We start from the raw sequence: 20,551 nt of genomic DNA on the forward strand, positions 1-20,551 counted from the left end.
AGTCCAAAGGCCTCCCGTGCGAAAACCCTGATTCGCCTGCGGCCATTCGTGCCGGCAGTGACACCCCCGAACCGGAAGGAAAGCCTTTGTCGAAACCCGCCGCCACCGTGTTGATACCAGGCTGGATGCACGAGCATGCCCGCTGCATGCTCAGAACGCATTTCAGCCTGGTCGAAACCCCTGACTGTGACATTCACGCCCATCTGTCTCCGGAGGTGCGGACGTCAATTCGTGCCGTGGCCTGTCGCGCCAGAATCGATCGGCAGTTCATAGACGCCCTTCCCAACCTTGAGATCATCGCCAGCTACGGCGTCGGCTACGACGCGGTGGATGCTGCCTACGCACGCAGCAAGAATATCGTCGTTACGAACACCCCTGATGTCCTGAACGAGGAGGTCGCCGATCTGACGTTGGGGCTCCTTATCAGCGTCGTGCGCGAGATACCCAAGGCGGCAGCCTTCGTTCGCGAGGGCCGGTGGAAAGCATCGGATTACCCGCTTAGCCGTCTGACGCTGCGGAACCGCAGGGTCGGCATCTACGGAATGGGGCGGATCGGTCGCTGCATCGCCCGACGAGTTGAAGCGTTTGGGCTTCCTGTTTCCTATCACAGCCGGCGTCCGGCGGAGGGGGTCGCGTACGACTACTTTCCTTCACTGCTGGAACTCGCCAGTGCCGTCGATGTGCTCATCTCCATCGTGCCGGGCGACCCGTCGACCGCAAACAGCGTGAATGCCGAGGTGCTGTCCGCCCTCGGGCCCGAGGGTGTGTTCATCAACGTAGGCCGCGGAACGGTCGTGGACGAGGATGCACTGATCGGCGCCCTGCGCACAGGAGCCATTGCGGCGGCCGGCCTCGACGTGCTCGCGGATGAACCCAATGTCTCCGAAGACCTGCTGGGGCTCGATAACCTGACGATCCTACCGCATATCGGATCCGCGTCGGTCAGCACGCGCACCGCAATGGCGGACCTCGTGGCACAGAACGTGATCGCCTGGTTCCAGAGTGGAGCGGCGATCACACCCGTACCCTAGACAGCCTCCGATCAGCCGCCGAGGCCTCCTGCACTGTCAGCGGATGTTAGGACCCATGCACGTTAACCCAACAGGCAAGCATCCGATCGCCAAGGCCCTGAAGTGCGGCGGTGAGGCGTTGACAATCCGTTAATAGTCTGCCCAGTATACATTGTTGGACATTGCGTCCACATTGTGGACTCTCTGATCGGTCGATGCTTGGGGGTTTCGGTCAGATTCGCGGTGTCACCATCGGTCAAGCAGAAAACGGAGGAGTGACTCTTATGAACCTATGGAAAGGCGGATTGGCCGTCGTGGCCGCGCTAGCGATCGGGGCGGTATCGTCCACCGCGGCGCTCGCACAGACGGTGTTCACCTGGACGCCAAAGCCGGTGGCGCTGGCACCATACAAGGCCCCGAACAAGCCGCATACGACGATAGCCGACGTGCGCGCCAAGATTTCTCCCGCACATCAGTCCAAGACTTGGCACCAGGAGGTCGTGAGGGACAAGCACCTGCAGGCTTCATGGGTGCAGTTGGCGGTCGGTGATCAGTCGCCGGCCATGTTCATATCGGATACCCGCGCCGCCTTCATTGTCTGGGAAGGTTCGGTCGAGTTCACGATCGGGAGCGAGGCGCCGTTTACGGCCACCAAAGGCTTTATGGTCCAGGTTCCCGCGCGCACACAGTTCCAGATGAAGAACGTCGGCGCGGTGCCGTCCCTGCACTTCGAGGTCTTCACCGCGGACGCAAAGATCACTTACCCGCAGGCGGCGGCAACCTTGCCGAAGCCGCCGGCGGGGATGACCTGGGGGTTGACGCGACAGGATCCGGGTGCAGAAGCCCTTGGGACGGGCAATTCTACTTTCAGGGATTTCCTTGCTTCGCCCTCGGGCGGCGCATTCGTAACCGCCCCTGGCTTGTTCGTTAACGCCATCCGCGGCCAGGCGTTCAACTGCAATATGCAGCCCCCCACGGCGCTCGGGCACAGGCACATCAACTATGGTGAATTCTGGTTCATCATGGAAGGTCAGATCCAATACAACCTCGAAGGCTTGCCGGGCTTCGTCTCAGAGCCCGGCGATATTGTCTATGTCCCGGCCGGCCGGTGGCACTCGGCGGCGAACTATTGTCCGGGGTACGACACGCGGATTGCTATCAATCCCTTCCCGACCGGTACGCATAACTGGCCCCCAACGGCCTCCCAGCCGAATCCCCCGACGCCCCCGATCTCGGGCAAGGGATGGCTTGATTGATGTTGCCGGTGGCCCGTCCTCATCGTGAGGGCGGGCCGTTGGTCTGACCTGACTTTGGCGCGGCGGGGAGCATCGGCCGGGGTGTATTCGGGGGGCGTTCATCGTGGCCGCAGAAATTGATCACACCGCCGGTCGGAGGCATCGCCGGCGCAGAAGCGGCGTACCGCCCGCTTCAGTAGCCAGGGACGCCACATCGTTAGTCTTGGCCGAATAGGCCATTCTCGTACCGCCGGTCCTGTTCCTTAGTGGTTGCAGTTCCTGCATTCTGGTTCCTTTGAACCAATTCTTGGGAGGTTGAACTATGAAGAAAGTATTGTTTCTGACTGCGGCGCTGCTGGGAGGGCTCTTGGCTGCCGCTCCGGCCATGGCTCAGAACCCGCGCCTGGGCTACGTGCCCACGGAAGACCATCCGGTCGGACAGGCTTCGCGCTATTTTGCGAAGCTGGTGGAAGAGAAGACGGGCGGGCGCATCAAGATCGACACGTTCGGAAATGGCGTGCTCGGCAGCGAGCCCGAGATGCAGGCGTCGGTTCAGGCCGGCTTCATCGACATCATGGTTGGCCCCACGCCCAACCTGGTCGGCGTCGTTCCGCAATTCATGATCTACGACCTTCCGTTTTTCTACAAGGACTTCGCCGCGGTCGATGCCGTCATGGACGGCGCGGTCGGCGAGCAGCTGTTTGCACAACTGAAGGAAAAGACCGGCATCGTCGGTCTGGCGTGGTGGGACAACGGCTTCCGCCACATGACCAACAAGGTTCGTCCCGTCAAAACGGTGGACGATATGGCAGGGATCAACATCCGCGTCATACCCAACCCGTTGTTCATTGCGACCTGGACGGCTTTGGGAACCAATCCGACGCCGCTTCCCTGGCCTGAGCTGTACAGCGCCCTCGAAAATGGCGCCGTCGATGCCCAAGAGACGCCGTACGCTCTTATCTACACCGCAAGGTTCTATGAGGTGCAGAAGTATCTGACCAAGACGGGCCACGTCTATACGCCGTTTGTTCTTCTCGCGAGCCAGAAATGGTTTGGAAGCCTCTCGGACGAAGACAAGAAACTCGTCATGGAAGCGGCAAAGGAATCGGCAGCCTTCCAACGGGATATTTCTCGCAAGGAGGCAGAGAATTTGGAGGCGGAGCTCGCGGCGAAGGGCTTCGAGATTTCCCAACCCACGCCTGAAGCGCTCGCAGCCATGACCGAACGCGTTGCGCCTGTCGTGAAAGAGTACAGCGAAAAGATCGGCGCCGATCTGGTCGAGCAGGCGCGCGCCGCCATGGCGGCAGTCGCCAAGCCGTAGAGGTCTTATGACGCCGGAGCCAGGTTCGCCTGCTCCGGCGTCCATTTGCGGAAGCATCGTGCGCCTGATTCAGTTTGAAGCCGCAAGCAGTGTGCCCGGCTTGGGACACGTCGCAGACGCCAAGGTTCAACAAATTGACGGTGCTCCCGCGTTCCAGGCCGGCTTCCGGCATCTGGGTGCGACCGGCATCGATATCTCTCAAACCTCTAGTTGGGGTGAGATTTTTGACCGTCGTCTGGCGGCGGCGGGCATGTCGTCCCTGGCCACGGTGGTACGGGCGCAGTCCGTGGACCAGTTCGTCCAGGCATTCAGCGGCACTTGGCAGCTCGTTGATACGCGCTATTCCAACCCTCCCTCGAGCCGAGCATGGATCGGATGCGGCGCTTGATGCGCCGGCGAGCCTGCTCTCGCTTGCGACAGAACCTGCGGGAGATGCCCCTCCGATTACGCCTCTTCGCGCCGGACCTTCTCGAATGAAGTTCTGAGACACGAGGCGATTTCAAACAGGACTGGCCTGGAGCGCGCTGGCATTATCGGCAGAGGCGTCCTCTGTGCAGCGGCCGTTTCCCGGCTCCGCCAATTAGGCCAAATCTGTTGACCGTCGTAGCCATACCTGAATCACTCCCTCGACGGTATGGAGGCGGTATAATTACACAATGGCCACGGATGTTACAGTCATCCAGGCTATTACGCTAGAGAGTAAGTCTTTGTTTAATTGAGAAAAAATGGTGCCCAGAGGCGGATTCGAACCACCGACACGCGGATTTTCAGTCCGCTGCTCTACCAACTGAGCTATCTGGGCCTGTTCCGGCTAACGAAAACTCGCGCTCCGGATTTCATGGAAGCGCCGTGGGCGTCCCTTGAAAGCGCGTGGGTTATAGCATGGGAATCCGGCCTGTCCAGCGCCCAGATGTGGATTTCCGGCAGGAAAAGAAGTGCCGCTTGATGCGCTGGTTTCCGCGCCGCGTCGCCGCTATCTGGCGCCCGCCAATCCCTTGCGAAAATCCGTAGGTGTCATGCCGGCGAGCTTCCGGAACGACTTGTTGAAGGCGCTGAGCGAACCGAACCCCGAATCCATCGCGACCCTGAGCACATTGGCGTCCTGGTGCATGAGCAGCGCCTGCGCATAGCTCAGCCGCAACAGGTTGACATATTCGTTGAGCGTCATGCCGGTGGATTTCTTGAAGATGCTCATGGCGTATTTGGGATGGAGGTCGGCGGCCGCCGCTATGTTCATGCAATCGATGTCGTAGAGGAAATTCTCGGCGATGAAATCGCACATGCGCCCGACATTGCGTGACGACTGCTGGTCGAACGGGCTGCCCGCTTCCTGTCCGGCCGCGTTTTCCGGCACCAGCCTGTAGGGCTCGAACCGTACCCGCTCCAGCCGCAGCAACAGTTCGTTGACGGCGTGCTCCGCCCTGGCCGGGTCGCCGGAGCGGGCGTAGCGGTTCCAGCGGTCGAAACTGTCGTTGTCGGATTGATCGGTGGCGCTGGTCACCAGCGTGGCACCCGTCATCAGCCGGTGACGTATGTCAGCCGGCAGATGCAGCCGGAAGAAATGCACCAGCGGCAGATGCGCGCCGGCATAGATGGCGTCGTCGCTCAAATCGTCCATCTGGTGCGGCAGTCCGCCCCAGAACAGGCACATCTCACCGGCCGAAAGCGAGATTTCGTGGTCGTTCATGCGATAATGCACGCTGCCGCGCATGATGAAGTTCACCTCGACCTGCGCATGCCAGTGCGGCTTGAGCATCACCAGGGGTGCGGTGTGGAACATCTGCAACAGCAGCGGCATTCCTTCCACGCTGCTGGCGCCAGGCTGGTAAAACGGCCGGTCCGGCATCTTACTTTCCGCCAATTTCGTATTCCCTTTGTCGGGGACAAGCCTTCCGCGCCGCATAGTCTAGCCCGGCTCGCAGAGAGAGCAAATGAAATGGGAGGATTTCAATGCGCATCATACTGTCCTGCGCCGCGCTCGCGCTTGCCTTGGGTTCAGCCCCGGCCTTCGCGCAATCGGGCGAAATCACCATCTGGAGCTGGAACATCGCCGCCTCGTCGCTGAAGGCGACGATTGCCGGGTTCAACAAGCTGCATCCTGACATCAAGGTCACCGTCCAGGACCTCGGCAACCAGCCGACCTATGACAAATCGATCGCCGGATGTGCCGCCGGCGGCGTCGGCCTGCCTGATGTCGTTACCATCGAGAACGGCGAGGCCGAGAATTACTGGAGCCAGTTTCCCGATTGCTTCGTTGACCTGCACACGCTGGGCTACAGCGCCGAGGACCAGGCGAAATTCCCCGATTTCAAGCGCACCGAGCTCGAGGTCGGCGACAAGGCCTATGCGATGCCGTGGGATTCCGGCCCGGTCGCCGCCTTCTACCGGCGCGACTTCTACGAAAAGGCCGGCGTCGATCCGGCATCGATCAAGACCTGGGACGATTTCATCGCCGCCGGCAAGAAGATCCAGGCCGCCAATCCCGGCGTCACCATGACCAACGCCGACTTCAACGGCGACACCGAATTCTTCCGCATGATCTCCAATGAACAGGGCTGCGGTTATTTCTCCGAGGATGGCCAGTCGATCACGGTAAACCAGCCGAAATGCGTCGATACGCTGGCCAAGATCAAGGAGATGAAGGACGCCGGCATCATCTCCTCGGCCGACTGGGGCACCAAGATCACCAACAACACCGCCGGCACCGTCGCCACCCAGGTCTATGGCGGCTGGTATGAAGGCACCATCCGCACCGAATCGGCCGGCGAGAATGGCAAATGGGGCGTCTATCTGATGCCGAGCCTTACCGCCGACGGGCCACGCGCCGCCAATCTCGGCGGCTCGTCGCTGGCCATCACTTCCGGGTCGAAGAACAAGGAAGCGGCTTACGAGTACCTGAAATACACGCTCGAAACCAATGAGGGCCAGATCACCATGCTCAAGGAGTTCGGCCTCGTCCCCTCGCTGGTCTCGGCCCTGAACGACCCCTACGTCTCGCAAGGTCTGCCCTATTGGGGCGGGCAGGCGGTGTGGAAGGACATCCTCGCCACTTTGCCCAAGATCGTCCCCAGCCGCGGCACGCAGTTCCAGAGCGACGCCGAAATCATCATGCGCGCCGTGCAGACCAAATATCTCGCCGGCGGCTATCCCGATGCCAAGGCAGCCCTCGACGATGCCGCCGCCCAGATCGCGGCGGCGACCGGGCTGCCGGTCAAATCATAACCTCCCAGACGGGGTCCGGGCAGGCATGCGCCGCCCGAACCCGACCGCGGCCCGCGGAGCTTCCTCGGGGGCCGTGTGAAATGTTGCATGACCGACGGACCGGTTCCCGCTGCGCGCGGGGACCACAGCTTGAAACGCCGACGAGAGAAGGAGGAGCAGGATGCGCAACCGCAACGCCACGGCCTATCGTTTCCTCGCGCCCTACCTGCTGATCTTCTCCGTCTTCTGGGTATGGCCGATCATCTCTTCGTTCCTGATCTCGTTCCAGGCGACGCGCACCGTGCCCTGGCGCTTTGCGCCCGGCTTCAACTGGGGCCGGCTGATCGGCGATCCGGCCTTTTTCAACGCGCTGAAGAACACGCTGCTCATCCTCGTCATCCAGGTGCCGGTGATGATCGCGCTGGCGATGGTTATGGCCGTGCTTTTGAATTCGCCGCTCTTGAAGGCGCGAGGGCTGTACCGTTTCGCCTTCTTCGCTCCGGTCGTCGTCGGCGAGGTCGCCTACTCCGCGGTGTTCCGGCTGATGTTCAATCTCGATTTCGGCATCATCAACAAGCTCCTGAACAGCGTCGGACTGCCCAAGATCGACTGGTTCTCCAATGTCACGCCGGCCATGGCGCTGATCATGATCGCGGTCACCTGGCGCTGGGCCGGCTACAACGCCATCATCCTGCTCGCCGGCATGCAGTCCATCCCCGAGGATGTCTACGAGGCGGCGACGCTCGACCGGGTCAGCAAGCCCAAGCAGTTCTTCTTCATCACCTTGCCGCTTTTGAAGCCGGTCATCGTGTTCTGCACAGTGCTGTCGATCATCGGCACCATGCAGCTGTTCACCGAACCGTTCCTGATCACCGAACGCGGCGGGCCGGGCGGCGGCACCGAGACGCTCGGCCTGCTGCTCTATCGCCAAGGCTTCCGGTCGCTCAATTTCGGCTACGCCTCGGCCGTCGCCTACACCATGGCGGGGTTGGCGATCGCCATCACGCTGGTGCAACTGTGGCTGACGAGGGAGAAGCAATGAGTTCGCTCTCGTCCGCTCGCCTGAGGCGCAGCCTCTTGCTGCATCTTTTCCTGACGCCACTGGCGCTGATCTGGCTGTTTCCACTGTGGATGATGGTCGTGTTCTCGACCATGCCGGACAACGGCATCTTCAGCCCCGGCATCGAGCTTTTGCCGCACGGCAATTTCGTGGACAATTTCAACAACCTGCAGCGCGACACCGACTTTGTCGGCGCGATTTTCATCTCCGTCTCGGTGGCGGTCACCTACACCTTTCTGTCGGTGCTGCTGACCTCCATGGCCGGCTGGGCGCTGGCCCGCTACCGCTTCGTCGGCAAGGGCGTTGTCGTCGCCATCATCCTGGGCACCATCACGCTTCCATACGCGGTGGTGCTGATCCCGCAATTCATCATGGTGGCGCGCGATTTCAAGCTCGCCAACACCTGGGTGGCGCTGATCGTGCCGCCGCTGTTCAATTCGCTTGGCGTGCTGTTCATGCGCCAGAGCTTTTCCATGATGCCCGATGACCTGTTCGATGCCGCCCGCGTCGAAGGCGTGAAGGAGTGGCGCATCTTCGTCTTCATCGCGCTGCCGCTGGCACGGCCGATGCTGGCCGCGCTTTGCATCATCCTGTTCCTGGCGTCCTGGAACAATTACCTCTGGCCGCTTTTGATCAACAGCCAGCCGGGCGCGATGACCGCGCCGGTGGCGCTCGGCACGCTGATCGGCCTTACCAAAGTGTCGTGGGGCGGCATCATGGCGGGCGCGGTAATGCTGACCGTGCCGATGCTGATCGTGTTCGTGCTGCTGCAACGCCATTTCATTGCCGGCATTGCCGCCGGCGCCGTCAAGTAAGGGTAAGCATGGCGAACGTCACGCTCAACAATGTCGTCAAGCGCTTCGGCGTCTTCGAAGTCGTCCATGGCGCCAATATCGACATCAGGGACGGCGAGTTCGTCGTCTTTGTTGGTCCCTCCGGCTGCGGCAAGTCCACGTTGCTCAGGATGATCGCCGGGCTGGAGGACATCAGCGACGGCGAGATCGCCATCGGCGGCAAGGTGGTCAACGATGTCGAGCCGGCCGACCGCGGCATCGCGATGGTCTTCCAGTCCTATGCGCTCTATCCGCACATGAACGTGGAGCAGAACCTTTCCTTCGGGCTGCGCATGACCGGCAATCCGAAGGCCGATACCGACCGGCGGGTGAAGCGCGCGGCCGAGATCCTGCGCATCAGCGAACTGATGGACCGCCGCCCGAAGAAACTGTCCGGCGGACAGCGCCAGCGCGTCGCCATCGGCCGCGCCATCGTGCGCGAGCCGCAAGTGTTCCTGTTCGACGAGCCGCTGTCCAATCTCGACGCCGAACTGCGCGTCCAGATGCGGGTCGAGATCTCGCGCCTGCACAAGGAGCTCGGCACCACCATGGTCTATGTCACGCACGACCAGACCGAGGCGATGACGCTCGCCGACCGGATCGTCGTGCTGCGCGGCGGCCATGTCGAGCAGATCGGCCGCCCGCTCGATCTTTATGACAATCCCGACAATCAGTTCGTGGCCGGTTTCGTCGGCTCGCCGAAGATGAATTTCATCAAGGGCCGCGTCGTCGGCTGCGATGCGCGCTGCGTCGTGGTGGAACTCGCTGGCCAGGAGAAGACCCGTATCACGCAGCCGCTGACGGGCGCGGTGTCTGAAATCGGCAGCAAGGTCATCGTTGGCGTGCGGCCCGAACATTTCGGCAGCGCCGGGGAGGGCGACGCCGATCTTGCCGTCACCATCGATGTGGTCGAGCACCTGGGCGGCACGAGCTTTCTCTACGCACGAACGGCCAATGGCGAGGACGTGGTGATCCAGCGCGACGCGGCCAGGGTCCCCGAGACATCAGAGATCATCGTATCCATCCGCAAATCCTACCTGTTCGACGAAAAAGGGCTGCGGCTGCGCTGATCGGCCGCCCTTTCCCATCTCGCAAGGAGAATGACAATGACTGCAACCACGCCCATCCGCTGGGGCATTCTTGGCCCGGGCAGCATCGCCAAGGCCTTCGCCGGCGGCGTCGCCGGCTCCCACAACGGAAAGGTGGTCGCCATCGGTACGCGCGATCCGGGCAAGCCGGGCCTGGCGCAGAGCTTCCCCGGCGCGCGCATTCTCGACGGCTACGAAGCATTGCTCACTGACGCGGAAATCGACGCGATCTACATTTCGGTCCCGCATCCTGGCCATGCGCAATGGGCGATCCGGGCGGCGGAAGCGGGAAAGCACGTGCTGTGCGAAAAACCGCTGGCGCTGACCGCCTTCGAGGCCGACGCCATGACGCATGCCGCGCGCAAGGCCGGCACCTTCCTCGGCGAGGCCTTCATGTACCGGCTGCACCCGCAGACGCTGAAGCTGGTGGAACTGATCAAATCCGGCGTCATCGGCGAGATCAGGATGATCAAGTCGAGCTTCGGCTTCGCCATGCCTGATTTCATGCCGCAGCATCGGCTCTACGCCGACGACCTCGCCGGCGGCGGCATTCTGGACGTCGGCGGCTATCCCGTCTCGATGGCGCGGCTGATTGCCGGCGCCGCGGCTGGCAAGCCGTTCATCGAGCCGGACAAGGTGGCCGGCGTTGCCCATCTTGGCCAGTCCGGCGTCGACGAATGGGCGTCCGCGCTGCTGCATTTTCCAGGTGGCGTCGTCGCCGAGGTGTCCTGCAGCATCTCGCTCAACCAGGACAATGTGCTGCGCATCTTCGGCACCAGGGGCCGCATTGAGGTGCCGGATTTCTGGTTCGCCGGCGGCGACCGCGATGTCGGCTTGGGCCGGATCGATGTGATCGGCGCGGACGGTGTGCGCGAAACCATCAGCGTGAACGAAAAGCGTCACGTCTATTCCTTTGAGGTCGACGCCGCCGGCGAGGCCATCCTTGCCGGCCGGCAGGAATTCGCCTGGCCGGGCATGGCCTGGGCCGACAGCCTCGGCACATTGCGCGTGCTCGACAGATGGCGCGCGGCCGTGGGGCTGGAGTACGAGATCGAGAAGGCTTCGCTGCGCACCAACACCATCTCCGGCCGGCCTCTGCGGTCCGCAGGAACGGCGATCGGCAAGCGCGCCATTCCCGGCTTGGCGAAACCGGCCTCGGTGGTGGCGCTCGGCTTCGAGGATTTCCGCACCTTCTCCTCGGGCTCGATCCTGCTCGATGCTTTCTTCGAGGCCGGCGGCAATCTCTTCGACACCGGTTTTGTCTATGGCGCCGGCTACACCGAAAAACTGCTTGGCGAGTGGCTGAAGAACCGTGGCGTGCGCGAGCGGTCGGTGGTCATCGCCAAGGGCGCGCATTCGCCGCTCTGCTATCCCGACGTGATCGGCAAGCAGCTTGGCCAGTCGCTGGACCGCCTGCAGACCGATCATGTCGACATCTATTTCATGCATCGCGACAATCCGGACGTGCCGGTCGGCGAATTCGTCGATGCCATGGACCGCGAAGTGAAGGCCGGCCGCATCCGTGGCCCGTTCGGCGGCTCGAACTGGACGATGCAGCGCATGGACGAGGCGATCGCCTATGCCGAGCGCACCGGCAAGCAGAAGCCGGGCGCGCTATCCAACAATTTTTCGCTGGCCGAAATGCTGGAGCCGATCTGGGCCGGTTGCGTGACCTCCTCCACCGATGATTGGAAGGCCTGGCTGACCGCGCGGCAGATGCCTAATTTCGCCTGGTCAAGCCAGGGGCGCGGCTTCTTCACCGAACGCGCCGGGCGCGACCGGCGCGACAATGAAGAACTGGTGCGGGTCTGGTACTCGGAGCGCAATTTCGGCCGCCGCGACCGGGCGATCGAACTTGCCGCGCGGCTGGGCAAGAGCCCGATCCATATCGCGCTCGCCTATGTGCTCAACCAGCCTTTCCCCTCGGTGCCGTTGATCGGCCCGCGCACGCTGGGCGAACTGGACGACAGCTTGCACGCCCTCGACATCGCGCTTTCACCTGCCGATCTCCAATGGCTGGACGGCGGCAGCCGGCAAGCGGCGTAGTGCATGTCGTCCAAGGTGCGCGGGACGGCGACGGGGTCAGGTCTCGTCGTCGGACACCCTGATGTCGCGCCTGGCCGGAACCCTCATGCTGGCATACATGCCGGTGGTGCGGAACTGGCCCGGGCTAATGCCGTAACAGCGGCGGAAGACCTTCGAGAAATAGTTCGCGTCCTCGAAGCCGCACAGGATGGCGACTTCCTTCACCGGCAGGAAGTCAGCCTTGGTCAAAAGCTTGGCGGCCCGTTGCAGCCGCTGCTGCAGCACGAACTCCGCGGGCGGGATGCCTTCGCTCTCGGCGAAGCAGCGCGAGAAGTGCGCCCGGCTGAGGCCGCTGATCTGGACGAGGTCCGCGACCGGTAGCGGCCTGTCGAGATTGGCGTTGATGTGGTCGATGACCGGCTGCATGGCGCTCTGCTTTTCGGCAAAGGCATGCGAGCCGAAGACATCGTCATAGAGCGCCATCGCCGCCTCGTAGGCGATCGCCGACGCTGCCCCCGGCGCAGCGGCCCCGTTTATGAGCCGCAGGCTGCAATCGGCGAGGTGATCGATCGTCTCCGGCTGCAGCCGAAAGACCGGACCCGAAACGTCGAGGATCGATTTGTGGATGCGCAGCGCCTCCTCGCCATTCATCGAGATCCAGAAATATTCCCAGCGCTCGTCCTTGGCCAGCCAGTAGCGGTGGTTGTGCGGCACCAGCACCAGCAGCGTGTCGTTCTGCTGCAGGCGATAGTTGCGGTTCTCATAGCGAAGCCGGCCGCTTCCGTTGATCGTGTGCTGGAGCACGGTGAATGGCGTCTGGCCGCGCTTGCGCCCGTCCCAATCGTAGATTTCGCGCTCGCGCACTTCGTAGCCGGTGCTCGTCGGCATGGCATGCAGGCGCTGGCGACCGCGCGGCAGCGAGATCGTGCGCATCGACTGTCCGTTGGCGATCAGATCCCGCAGCACAAAATTACCCTTGAAAGCATAATCCTTCTCTGGTCGCGCTCGCGAATAAGCGCATAATCGGCTCCTCAAGAACGCGAAGAACCCGCGGTCGAGGAGCGGGCGGGAGGAGAAAAGCCGGAATCCGGCTCGATTGGCACGCGCGCCTTGGCGTGTGGCTATGTCCTCCCTTGCTGCTCCTTGCCTAGCATTCGATCGGATCGAGGTGAAGGTGATGAGTTTCAAAATCGCTATTATCGGCGCCGGCAGCGTCGGATTCACCAAGAAGCTGTTCACCGACATATTGTGCGTGCCGGAGTTCAAGGGCATCGAATTCGCGCTGACCGATGTCAGCGAGCACAATCTCCAGATGATCAAGGCGATCCTCGACCGGATCGTCGAAGCCAACAAATTGCCGACCAAAGTGACGGCGACGACAGACCGCCGCAAGGCGCTCGAGGGCGCACGTTATGTCATCAGCTGTGTGCGGGTCGGTGGCCTCGAAGCCTATGCCGACGATATCAGGATCCCCTTGAAATATGGCATCGACCAATGCGTCGGCGACACGATCTGCGCCGGCGGCATCCTCTATGGCCAGCGCAACATCCCGGTGATCCTCGATTTCTGCAAGGATATACGCGAGGTCGCCGAGACCGATGCGAAATTCCTCAACTATGCCAACCCGATGGCGATGAACACCTGGGCGGCGATCGAGTACGGCAAGGTCGACACGGTCGGGCTGTGCCACGGCGTTCAGCACGGCGCCGAGCAGATCGCCGAGGTGCTGGGCGCGAAGTCGCCTCGGGAACTCGACTATGTCTGTTCCGGCATCAACCACCAGACCTGGTTCATCGAGCTGCGCCTGAACGGCCGCGAAATCGGCAAGGACGAGCTGGTCGCCGCCTTCGAGGCGCATCCGGTCTATTCAAGGCAGGAAAAGCTGCGCATAGACGTGTTGAAGCGCTTCGGCGTCTATTCGACGGAAAGCAACGGCCATTTGTCCGAATACCTTCCCTGGTACCGCAAGCGTCCGGACGAGATCACCCGCTGGATCGACATGTCCGATTGGATCCATGGCGAGACGGGCGGCTATCTCCGTTATTCCACCGAGACCCGCAACTGGTTCGAGACGGAGTATCCGCAATTCCTCGAAGCGGCGTCGAAGCCGATCGATCCGTCAAAGCGCTCCAACGAGCATGCCAGCCACATATTGGAGGCGCTGGAGACCAACCGCGTCTATCGCGGCCACTTCAACGTCAAGAATGATGGTGTCATCACCAATTTGCCGCAGGACGCCATCATCGAATCCCCCGGCTTCGTCGACCGCTTCGGCATCAACATGGCGGCCGGCATCACCTTGCCGGAGGCATGTGCCGCGACCTGCATGTCCTCGATCAATGTCCAGCGCATGTCGGTGCATGCCGCCATATCCGGCGATATCGACCTGCTCAAGCTCGCCGTGCTGCATGACCCGCTGGTCGGCGCGGTGTCGACGCCGGAAGAGGTCTGGCAGATGGTCGACGAGATGGTCGTCGCCCAGGCGGCCTGGCTGCCGCAATATGCGCATGCGGTTCCGGCGGCAAAAGAGCGGTTGTCCAAATCCAGGGTCAAGACCCGCGAATGGGCGGGTGCCGCGCGGCGCAGCGTCCGCTCGATCGAGGAGTTGCGCGCCGAGAAGGCCGCGCTGAAGCAGGCTGGCTGAAAACCGGGTTCGACGGCGGATCCACGGGAGGTAGATCCACCGCAGTCAGCCGTCCAGGCACAAGACGAGCAGCAGCAAAACAAAACGTCTGAACACGAGGGAGGAGACAATGAGGAACATACGCAGCATTGGCATGGTCGCGGGACTGGCGCTGAGCGTCTCCGTCCCCGCGCTCAACGCTTTCGCCTCCGAGCCGACGGTCCCGCCGGTACCGGCGACGTTTCCGGCCGAAGGCAAGATCACCTATGTGCCGCGTGACTCCATCCTGGAGTTCAAGGCGCTGCCGCAATATCACGAGCCGGATTGGGTGACCGAGAAATACGTCAAGACCGGCAAGCTGCCGCCGGTGAAGGACAGGCTGCCGAACGAGCCGCTGGTCTTCAAGACGGGAAACATGCCGGATGGCATCGGTGTCTATGGCGATACGATGCGCCATGTCATCGGCGGGCGGCCGGAAGGCTGGAACTACGGCGCCGGCCAGACGCAGGGCTGGGGCGGCATCGACATCGGCCTATCCGAGTGCCTGACGCGCACCGCGCCGCTGTTCCAGGTCGAGGCCAAGGACACCGAGCCGCTGCCCAACCTCGCCAAAAGCTGGGATTGGTCGACGGATGGCCACAAGCTCACCATGCATCTCGTCGAGGGCGCCAAATGGTCCGACGGCGCGCCCTTCAACGCCGACGACGTCATGTTCTACTGGGATGACGAGGTCATCGATCCCAATGTCTCTCCGCTCAACGGCGCGACGCAGGAAACCTTCGGCGTCGGCACGACGCTGAAGAAGATCGACGACTACACCGTCGAGTGGACCTTCAAGGAGGCCTTCCCGAAACAGTATCTCTACGCAATGGCCTACGGCACCTTCTGCCCCGGCCCCGCGCACATATTGAAGCCGCAACATCCGAAATATTCGAAGAACACCTACGACCAGTTCAAGAACGCCTTCCCGCCGGAATATATGAACATGCCGGTCATGGGCGCCTGGGTGCCGGTCGAATACCGGCCCGACGACATCATCGTCATGCGCCGCAATCCTTACTATTGGAAGGTCGACGAGAAGGGCAACCAGCTGCCCTACCTCAACGAGTTGCATTACAAGCTGTCCACCTGGGCCGACCGCGATGTCCAGGCGGTGGCCGGCTCGGGTGACTTCTCCAATCTGGAGCAGCCGGAGAACTTCGTCGCCTCGCTGAAGCGGGCTGCCGAGGCGAATGCGCCGGCCCGTCTTGCCTTCGGCCCGCGGCTCATCGGCTACAATCTGCGCCTGAACTTTTCCGCCAATGGCTGGGGCAACCCGGATGAGCGCGGCCAGGCGATCCGCGAGCTGAACCGCAACGAGGATTTCCGCAAGGCCGTCACCATGGCGCTCGACCGCAAGGCACTCGGCAACTCGCTGGTCAAGGGGCCGTTCACCGCCATTTATCCTGGTGGCTTCTCCTCGGGCACCAGCTTCTATGACCGCAAGTCGACGGTCTACTATCCTTTCGACCTCGAGGGCGCCAAGGCCGAACTCGCCAAGGCCGGCCTCAAGGATACCGATGGCGACGGTTTCGTGAACTTCCCGGCCGGCACCGCCGGCGGCAAGAATGTCGAGATCGTCATGCTGGTCAACAATGACTACGGTACCGACAAGAGCCTCGCCGAAGGCGTCGTCGCCCAGATGGAGAAACTCGGGCTGCGGATCGTGCTAAACGGCCTCAACGGCACCCAGCGCGATGCCTCGCAATATTCCGGGCGCTTCGACTGGCTGATCCGGCGGAATGACCAGGAGTTGACATCCGTCGTGCAGAACACCGTGCAGCTCGCTCCCGTCGGCCCCAAGACCAGCTGGGATCACCGCGCACCTGAAAGCGGCGAGGTCGACCTGATGCCTTTCGAGAAGGACCTCGTCGACATCGTCAACAAATTTGTCACGTCTGAGGACAATGATCAGCGCGCCGCCCTGATGAGAGACTTCCAGAAGATTTCGACGGAGCACGTCTACAATATCGGCCTGACGGAATATCCCGGTGCGCTGATCGTCAACAAACGCTTCTCCAACGTTCCAAAGGGCACGCCGATCTACATGTTCAACTGGGCAGAGGATTCGATCATCCGCGAGCGGGTCTTCGTGGCGGCCGACAAGCAGGCGAAATACGAATTGTTCCCGGAAGAGCTGCCCGGCAAGCCTGGAGACAAGGGCCCGATGTAAGTTTACCTCCCTGACTGAGACCTCCGGCCGCGCCGCTGGCGCGGCCGGACAAAGGCAACCTCCGAACGCACCAAAAAGACGCGATCGGCAAGACGAGGAAGCGGACCGTCCATGCTGCGATTTCTGCTCATGCGCATAGCGTCGGCAATCCCGGTCCTTGCCATACTGAGCCTCGTCACCTTCGCCATTATCCAGGCACCGCCCGGCGACTATGCCGACTACATCCGCTCGCAGTTGATCAACCAGGGCGGCGCTTCCTTCGCCGAAGCCGACGCGCAGGCCAACGCCTACAGGATCGAACATGGCCTCGATAAGCCGCTGCCCGTCCAGTATCTCAACTGGATCGGCGGCATCGTCACCCGCGGTGATTTCGGCTACAGCCTCTACTACAACAAGCCGGTGGCCGACGTCGTGGGCGAGCGTCTGCCGCGCACCCTCATCCTGGCGCTTGTGTGCCATCTGCTCGCCTCGGTGCTCGGCATCACCTTCGGCATCTGGGCGGCGACCCGGCAATACACCTGGATCGACTCGACACTTTCGGCCATCTCCTTCCTCGGCATGACGGTGCCGCGCTTCCTGATGGCGCTGATCATCGTCTATCTCCTGGTCTTCCAGTTCAACGTCTCGGAGATAGGCAGCTTCTTCTCACCGCAATATGGCGGCGCGCCATGGTCGTGGGCCAAGTTCGTCGATCTGGTCAAGCATGTCTGGCCGGTGGTCGCGATCGCCACCTTCGGCGGGCTCGCCTACAACATGCGCGTCATGCGCGGCAATCTGCTCGACACGCTGAATGCGCAATATGTCGAGACGGCCAGGGCCAAGGGACTGACCGGCAGCGCCGTCGTCATGCGACACGCCGTGCCCAATGCGCTGCATCCGCTGGTCATGTATCAGGGCGTGGTGCTGCCTTACATGCTGACCGGCGAAATCGAGACGGCGATCATCTTCGCGCTGCCGACCGTCGGCCCGGCGATCGTCGGTTCGATGGCGGTCGGCGACGTCTATGTCACCGCCACTTTCATGATGGTGCTGTCGGCGACGCTGATCGTCGGCAACATCATCGCCGACATGTTGCTGGTCCTGCTCGATCCACGCGTGCGCCAGTTCGGGGAGAGCTAGATGCTGGCCCGCGATACATCGCCACCGCCGCTGCCGGCTGAAGGACCTGTCGAGAGACCCGCGCGCGGCAACGAGAGCTACACCGCGCTCGTCTGGCGCCGGCTGAAGCGCTCCTGGACCGGCATGGCGGGGTTCTGGCTCGTCGTGCTGCTGATCCTTATGGCGGTGTTCGCGGAGTTCCTGGCGCCGATGGACCCGAAGGTGACCGATGTCGCCTTCGCGCCGCCGCAAACCCCTGTTTTCCACGACAGGGACGGCAATTTCGTCGCCCGGCCCAGGGTCTATGCGCTGGCGGATTCGGCGGATCTCGATCCGGTCACCTTCCAGCCCATCGTCGGCCCTGACTATGATCATCCAAGACTGCTCGGCTTCTTCGTCGAGGGCGCGCCCTACAGGCTCTTCGGGCTCATTGGGGCGAACCGGCATTTCTTCGGCTCGATGGACGGCCAGCCGGTGCATTTTCTCGGCACCGACAAGTTCGGACGCGACGTGCTCTCGCGCGCCATCCATGGCTCGCGCGTCTCGCTGATGATCGCGCTGACGGTGGTCTTCATCATCACCGTCATTGGCACTACGGTCGGCATGGCTTCCGGCTATTTCGGCGGTCGGTTCGATGTCTGGATGCAGCGCTTCGTCGAGCTCGTGCTGGCCTTCCCGCAGCTGCCGCTCTATCTGGCGCTGACGACGCTGATCCCGGTCACCGCGCCTACCAACGTCTTCCTCGCCTTCGTCATCATCGTGATGTCGGCCCTGGGCTGGGCGCAGATGTCGCGCGAGGTGCGCGGCAAGACGTTGGCGCTGGCGCGCATTGAATACGTACGCGCCGCCATGGCGGTCGGCGCCACCGACCGGCGCATCATCATGCAGCACATCTTCCCCAATGTGATGAGCCATGTGATCGTCGCGGTGACGTTGGCGATCCCCACGGTTGTGCTGCTCGAATCATTCCTCGGTTTTCTCGGCTTCGCGGTGAAGCCGCCGCTGATCTCCTGGGGGCTGATGCTGCAGGACACCGCGACCTACTCCGTCATCGGCACTTATCCGTGGATCCTGTCGCCCGTCGGTTTCGTGCTGGTCACCGTCTTTGCCTTCAACGCGCTGGGCGACGGGCTGCGCGACGCCGTCGATCCTTATTGAGGTGGCTGGGATGACGCTCGCGCTCGCCGAACCCTTCGCACCGTCCGTCCGGCACGACCATGACGGACGCCAGGGAGAACCCGTGATCGATGCCCGCAACATCGAGGTCGCCTTCAAGGTCGAGCACGGCACGGTCGAGGCGGTCAAGGACGTCTCGTTCCAGCTCTATCGCGGCGAGACGATTGCCATCGTCGGCGAATCCGGTTCCGGCAAATCGGTGACGGCGCGCACCGTCATGGGATTGCTGTCCCGGCGCGCCACCGTGTCGCCGAGATCGACCGTCTGTTATGATGGGCAGAACATCCTGAAGTTCCCCGAGAGCGCCCGGCGCAAGCTGCGCGGCAACCGCATCTCGATGATCTTCCAGGAGCCGATGAGCTCGCTCAATCCAATCTACACGATCGGCAGCCAGATCGTCGAGGCGATCAGGGTTCATCGCAAGGTCGGCCGGCGGCAAGCCTGGGCACGGGCGCTCGAACTCCTGCAGCATGTCCAGATCCCGGATCCGGTCGCGCGGCTCAAGCAATATCCGCATCAGCTTTCGGGCGGCCAGCGCCAGCGCGTGATGATCGCCATGGCGCTGGCCAACGATCCCGACGTGCTCATCGCCGACGAGCCGACGACGGCGCTCGACGTCACCGTCCAGGCACAGATCCTGAACCTGATCCGCAATCTGCAGAAAGAGCTGCGTATGGCGGTGATCCTGATCACCCATGACCTCACGGTCGTGCGCAAATTCTCCGACTACGTCTATGTCATGCAGCATGGAGAAATGCGCGAACACAACGTCACCGAACGTCTGTTCTCCGATCCCCAGCATCCTTATACGCAACGACTGCTTGCCTCCGAACCGCGCGGGCGGCCACAGCCGCTGCCGGAGGGCTCCGGCACCATTCTCGAAGCGAACGGGGTGCGCGTCTGCTTCATGCTGCGCCACGGCACTTTCCTCAAACCGGACTGGCGCGAGCTGGTCGCCGTCGACGATCTCGATCTCAAGCTTTGTCGCCACGAAACACTGGGGCTGGTCGGCGAATCCGGCTCCGGCAAGACCACTTTTGGCCAGGCGCTGCTGAGGCTGATCGATGCCAAGCGCGGTGAGATCCGTTTCGACGGCCAGCCTATCGAAGGTCTGTCTCGCAATGAGATGCGGCCGCTGCGGTCGCGCATGCAGATCGTCTTCCAGGATCCCTTCTCCTCGCTCAACCCGCGTATGACGATCGGGCAGATCATCGAGGAAGGGCTGGTCGTCAACAGCATCGGGGCGACGCAGCGCGAGCGGGTCGAGCGCGTGCGCGAGGCGCTGGTCAGCGCCGGCATGCCCGGCGACATTCTCTCACGGTTCCCCCACGAATTCTCCGGCGGCCAGCGCCAGCGCATCGCCATCGCCCGAGCCATCGCATTGGAACCCGAATTCATCCTGCTCGACGAGCCGACTTCGGCGCTGGACCTCTCCGTCCAGGCGCAGATCATCGATCTCTTGCGCAAGCTGCAGGACGAGCGCGGCTTGAGCTATCTCTTCATCTCGCACGACCTCAAGGTGGTTCGCGCTCTGTGCCACCGCGTCATCGTCATGCAGCACGGCAAGATCGTCGAGCAGGGGCCTGTCGACGAGGTCCTCACCAATCCCAAGACCGCCTACACCGAACGGCTCGTCCGGGCCGCTTTCGACGTGGCCTGAACACATGCC

General features: G+C 62.5%; 16 protein-coding genes and 1 tRNA gene. 14 read left to right on the top strand and 3 right to left on the bottom strand.

Translation table 11 applies throughout. The features are described 5' to 3' along the window. Nucleotides 1-86 precede the first annotated feature (86 nt). The 4 genes from LB566_RS29200 (at nucleotide 87) to LB566_RS29215 (ending at nucleotide 3,954) form a co-directional block, all read left to right on the top strand. A complete protein-coding gene (locus LB566_RS29200; protein ID WP_224629504.1) occupies nucleotides 87-1,031 on the top strand; it encodes a 2-hydroxyacid dehydrogenase in 945 nt (314 codons plus the stop codon). A 293-nt stretch (nucleotides 1,032-1,324) separates the two neighbouring features. Then, entirely contained in the window at nucleotides 1,325-2,266 is a 942-nt protein-coding gene (locus LB566_RS29205; RefSeq protein WP_224629571.1) for a cupin domain-containing protein, read from the top strand. 301 nt (nucleotides 2,267-2,567) lie between these two features. Further along, nucleotides 2,568-3,566 carry a TRAP transporter substrate-binding protein gene (locus LB566_RS29210; RefSeq protein WP_140552689.1) on the top strand — a complete coding sequence of 333 codons (999 nt, stop codon included), beginning with the start codon at nucleotides 2,568-2,570 and terminating at the stop codon, nucleotides 3,564-3,566. A gap of 58 nt (nucleotides 3,567-3,624) precedes the next feature. After that, nucleotides 3,625-3,954 (top strand): hypothetical protein, encoded by a 330-nt coding sequence (locus tag LB566_RS29215; RefSeq protein WP_224629506.1) that lies wholly within the window; start codon nucleotides 3,625-3,627, stop codon nucleotides 3,952-3,954. Between the two features lie 338 nt (nucleotides 3,955-4,292). On the opposite strand, the gene LB566_RS29220 is transcribed toward LB566_RS29215, so the two are convergent. Then, nucleotides 4,293-4,368 (bottom strand) — tRNA-Phe (locus LB566_RS29220). A 171-nt stretch (nucleotides 4,369-4,539) separates the two neighbouring features. After that, nucleotides 4,540-5,412 (bottom strand): helix-turn-helix domain-containing protein, encoded by an 873-nt coding sequence (locus LB566_RS29225; protein WP_224629508.1) that lies wholly within the window; start codon nucleotides 5,410-5,412, stop codon nucleotides 4,540-4,542. 104 nt (nucleotides 5,413-5,516) lie between these two features. Here LB566_RS29225 and LB566_RS29230 point away from each other — a divergent pair, with 104 nt between their 5' ends. From LB566_RS29230 to LB566_RS29250, 5 genes are all read left to right on the top strand, one after another. After that, nucleotides 5,517-6,788, top strand: coding sequence for an extracellular solute-binding protein (locus LB566_RS29230; protein ID WP_224629511.1), 1,272 nt, complete (start codon nucleotides 5,517-5,519; stop codon nucleotides 6,786-6,788). A 160-nt stretch (nucleotides 6,789-6,948) separates the two neighbouring features. Further along, on the top strand, nucleotides 6,949-7,809 hold the full coding sequence (locus LB566_RS29235) for a carbohydrate ABC transporter permease (protein WP_224629514.1): 861 nt from the start codon (nucleotides 6,949-6,951) through the stop codon (nucleotides 7,807-7,809). Continuing rightward, entirely contained in the window at nucleotides 7,806-8,642 is an 837-nt protein-coding gene (locus tag LB566_RS29240; RefSeq protein ID WP_224629516.1) for a carbohydrate ABC transporter permease, read from the top strand. The genes LB566_RS29235 and LB566_RS29240 overlap by 4 nt, the downstream gene beginning before the upstream one ends. Nucleotides 8,643-8,650: 8 nt before the next feature. Next, nucleotides 8,651-9,730, top strand: coding sequence for an ABC transporter ATP-binding protein (locus tag LB566_RS29245; protein WP_224629517.1), 1,080 nt, complete (start codon nucleotides 8,651-8,653; stop codon nucleotides 9,728-9,730). 36 nt (nucleotides 9,731-9,766) lie between these two features. Beyond that, nucleotides 9,767-11,794 (top strand): aldo/keto reductase, encoded by a 2,028-nt coding sequence (locus LB566_RS29250; RefSeq protein ID WP_224629525.1) that lies wholly within the window; start codon nucleotides 9,767-9,769, stop codon nucleotides 11,792-11,794. Nucleotides 11,795-11,830: 36 nt separating this feature from the next. Here the strand turns inward: LB566_RS29250 and LB566_RS29255 are convergent, their stop codons facing one another. After that, entirely contained in the window at nucleotides 11,831-12,706 is an 876-nt protein-coding gene (locus tag LB566_RS29255) for an AraC family transcriptional regulator (RefSeq protein WP_263498435.1), read from the bottom strand. Between the two features lie 244 nt (nucleotides 12,707-12,950). On the opposite strand from LB566_RS29255, the gene LB566_RS29260 reads away from it, so the two are divergent. The 5 genes from LB566_RS29260 to LB566_RS29280 all read left to right on the top strand — a co-directional run bounded on the left by LB566_RS29260 (nucleotide 12,951) and on the right by LB566_RS29280 (nucleotide 20,542). Next, complete coding sequence (locus LB566_RS29260; RefSeq protein WP_224629531.1) at nucleotides 12,951-14,417, top strand: alpha-glucosidase/alpha-galactosidase; 1,467 nt, start codon at nucleotides 12,951-12,953, stop codon at nucleotides 14,415-14,417. Nucleotides 14,418-14,526: 109 nt separating this feature from the next. After that, nucleotides 14,527-16,608 (top strand): ABC transporter substrate-binding protein, encoded by a 2,082-nt coding sequence (locus LB566_RS29265; RefSeq protein ID WP_224629534.1) that lies wholly within the window; start codon nucleotides 14,527-14,529, stop codon nucleotides 16,606-16,608. Nucleotides 16,609-16,719: 111 nt separating this feature from the next. Further along, on the top strand, nucleotides 16,720-17,727 hold the full coding sequence (locus tag LB566_RS29270) for an ABC transporter permease (protein ID WP_140686535.1): 1,008 nt from the start codon (nucleotides 16,720-16,722) through the stop codon (nucleotides 17,725-17,727). Continuing rightward, the gene (locus tag LB566_RS29275) at nucleotides 17,728-18,864 is read left to right on the top strand and encodes an ABC transporter permease (RefSeq protein ID WP_224629537.1); all 1,137 of its coding nucleotides are present in this window, start codon (nucleotides 17,728-17,730) and stop codon (nucleotides 18,862-18,864) included. It abuts the gene before it with no gap. 10 nt (nucleotides 18,865-18,874) lie between these two features. Further along, nucleotides 18,875-20,542 (top strand): ABC transporter ATP-binding protein, encoded by a 1,668-nt coding sequence (locus tag LB566_RS29280; RefSeq protein ID WP_224629541.1) that lies wholly within the window; start codon nucleotides 18,875-18,877, stop codon nucleotides 20,540-20,542. Nucleotides 20,543-20,551 lie beyond the last annotated feature (9 nt).

The sequence above is a fragment of the Mesorhizobium sp. CA13 genome, assembly GCF_020165235.1.
Taxonomy (GTDB): domain Bacteria; phylum Pseudomonadota; class Alphaproteobacteria; order Rhizobiales; family Rhizobiaceae; genus Mesorhizobium.

Bases quoted from the DNA above. Each gene is read 5' to 3' on its own strand.
- LB566_RS29210 (WP_140552689.1), top strand. From the start codon at position 2,568: ATGAAGAAAGTATTGTTTCTGACTGCGGCGCTGCTGGGAGGGCTCTTG.
- LB566_RS29225 (WP_224629508.1), bottom strand. From the start codon at position 5,412: ATGCCGGACCGGCCGTTTTACCAGCCTGGCGCCAGCAGCGTGGAAGGA.
- LB566_RS29230 (WP_224629511.1), top strand. From the start codon at position 5,517: ATGCGCATCATACTGTCCTGCGCCGCGCTCGCGCTTGCCTTGGGTTCA.
- LB566_RS29235 (WP_224629514.1), top strand. From the start codon at position 6,949: ATGCGCAACCGCAACGCCACGGCCTATCGTTTCCTCGCGCCCTACCTG.
- LB566_RS29240 (WP_224629516.1), top strand. From the start codon at position 7,806: ATGAGTTCGCTCTCGTCCGCTCGCCTGAGGCGCAGCCTCTTGCTGCAT.
- LB566_RS29245 (WP_224629517.1), top strand. From the start codon at position 8,651: ATGGCGAACGTCACGCTCAACAATGTCGTCAAGCGCTTCGGCGTCTTC.
- LB566_RS29250 (WP_224629525.1), top strand. From the start codon at position 9,767: ATGACTGCAACCACGCCCATCCGCTGGGGCATTCTTGGCCCGGGCAGC.
- LB566_RS29255 (WP_263498435.1), bottom strand. From the start codon at position 12,706: ATGCGCACGATCTCGCTGCCGCGCGGTCGCCAGCGCCTGCATGCCATG.
- LB566_RS29260 (WP_224629531.1), top strand. From the start codon at position 12,951: ATGAGTTTCAAAATCGCTATTATCGGCGCCGGCAGCGTCGGATTCACC.
- LB566_RS29265 (WP_224629534.1), top strand. From the start codon at position 14,527: ATGAGGAACATACGCAGCATTGGCATGGTCGCGGGACTGGCGCTGAGC.
- LB566_RS29270 (WP_140686535.1), top strand. From the start codon at position 16,720: ATGCTGCGATTTCTGCTCATGCGCATAGCGTCGGCAATCCCGGTCCTT.
- LB566_RS29275 (WP_224629537.1), top strand. From the start codon at position 17,728: ATGCTGGCCCGCGATACATCGCCACCGCCGCTGCCGGCTGAAGGACCT.
- LB566_RS29280 (WP_224629541.1), top strand. From the start codon at position 18,875: ATGACGCTCGCGCTCGCCGAACCCTTCGCACCGTCCGTCCGGCACGAC.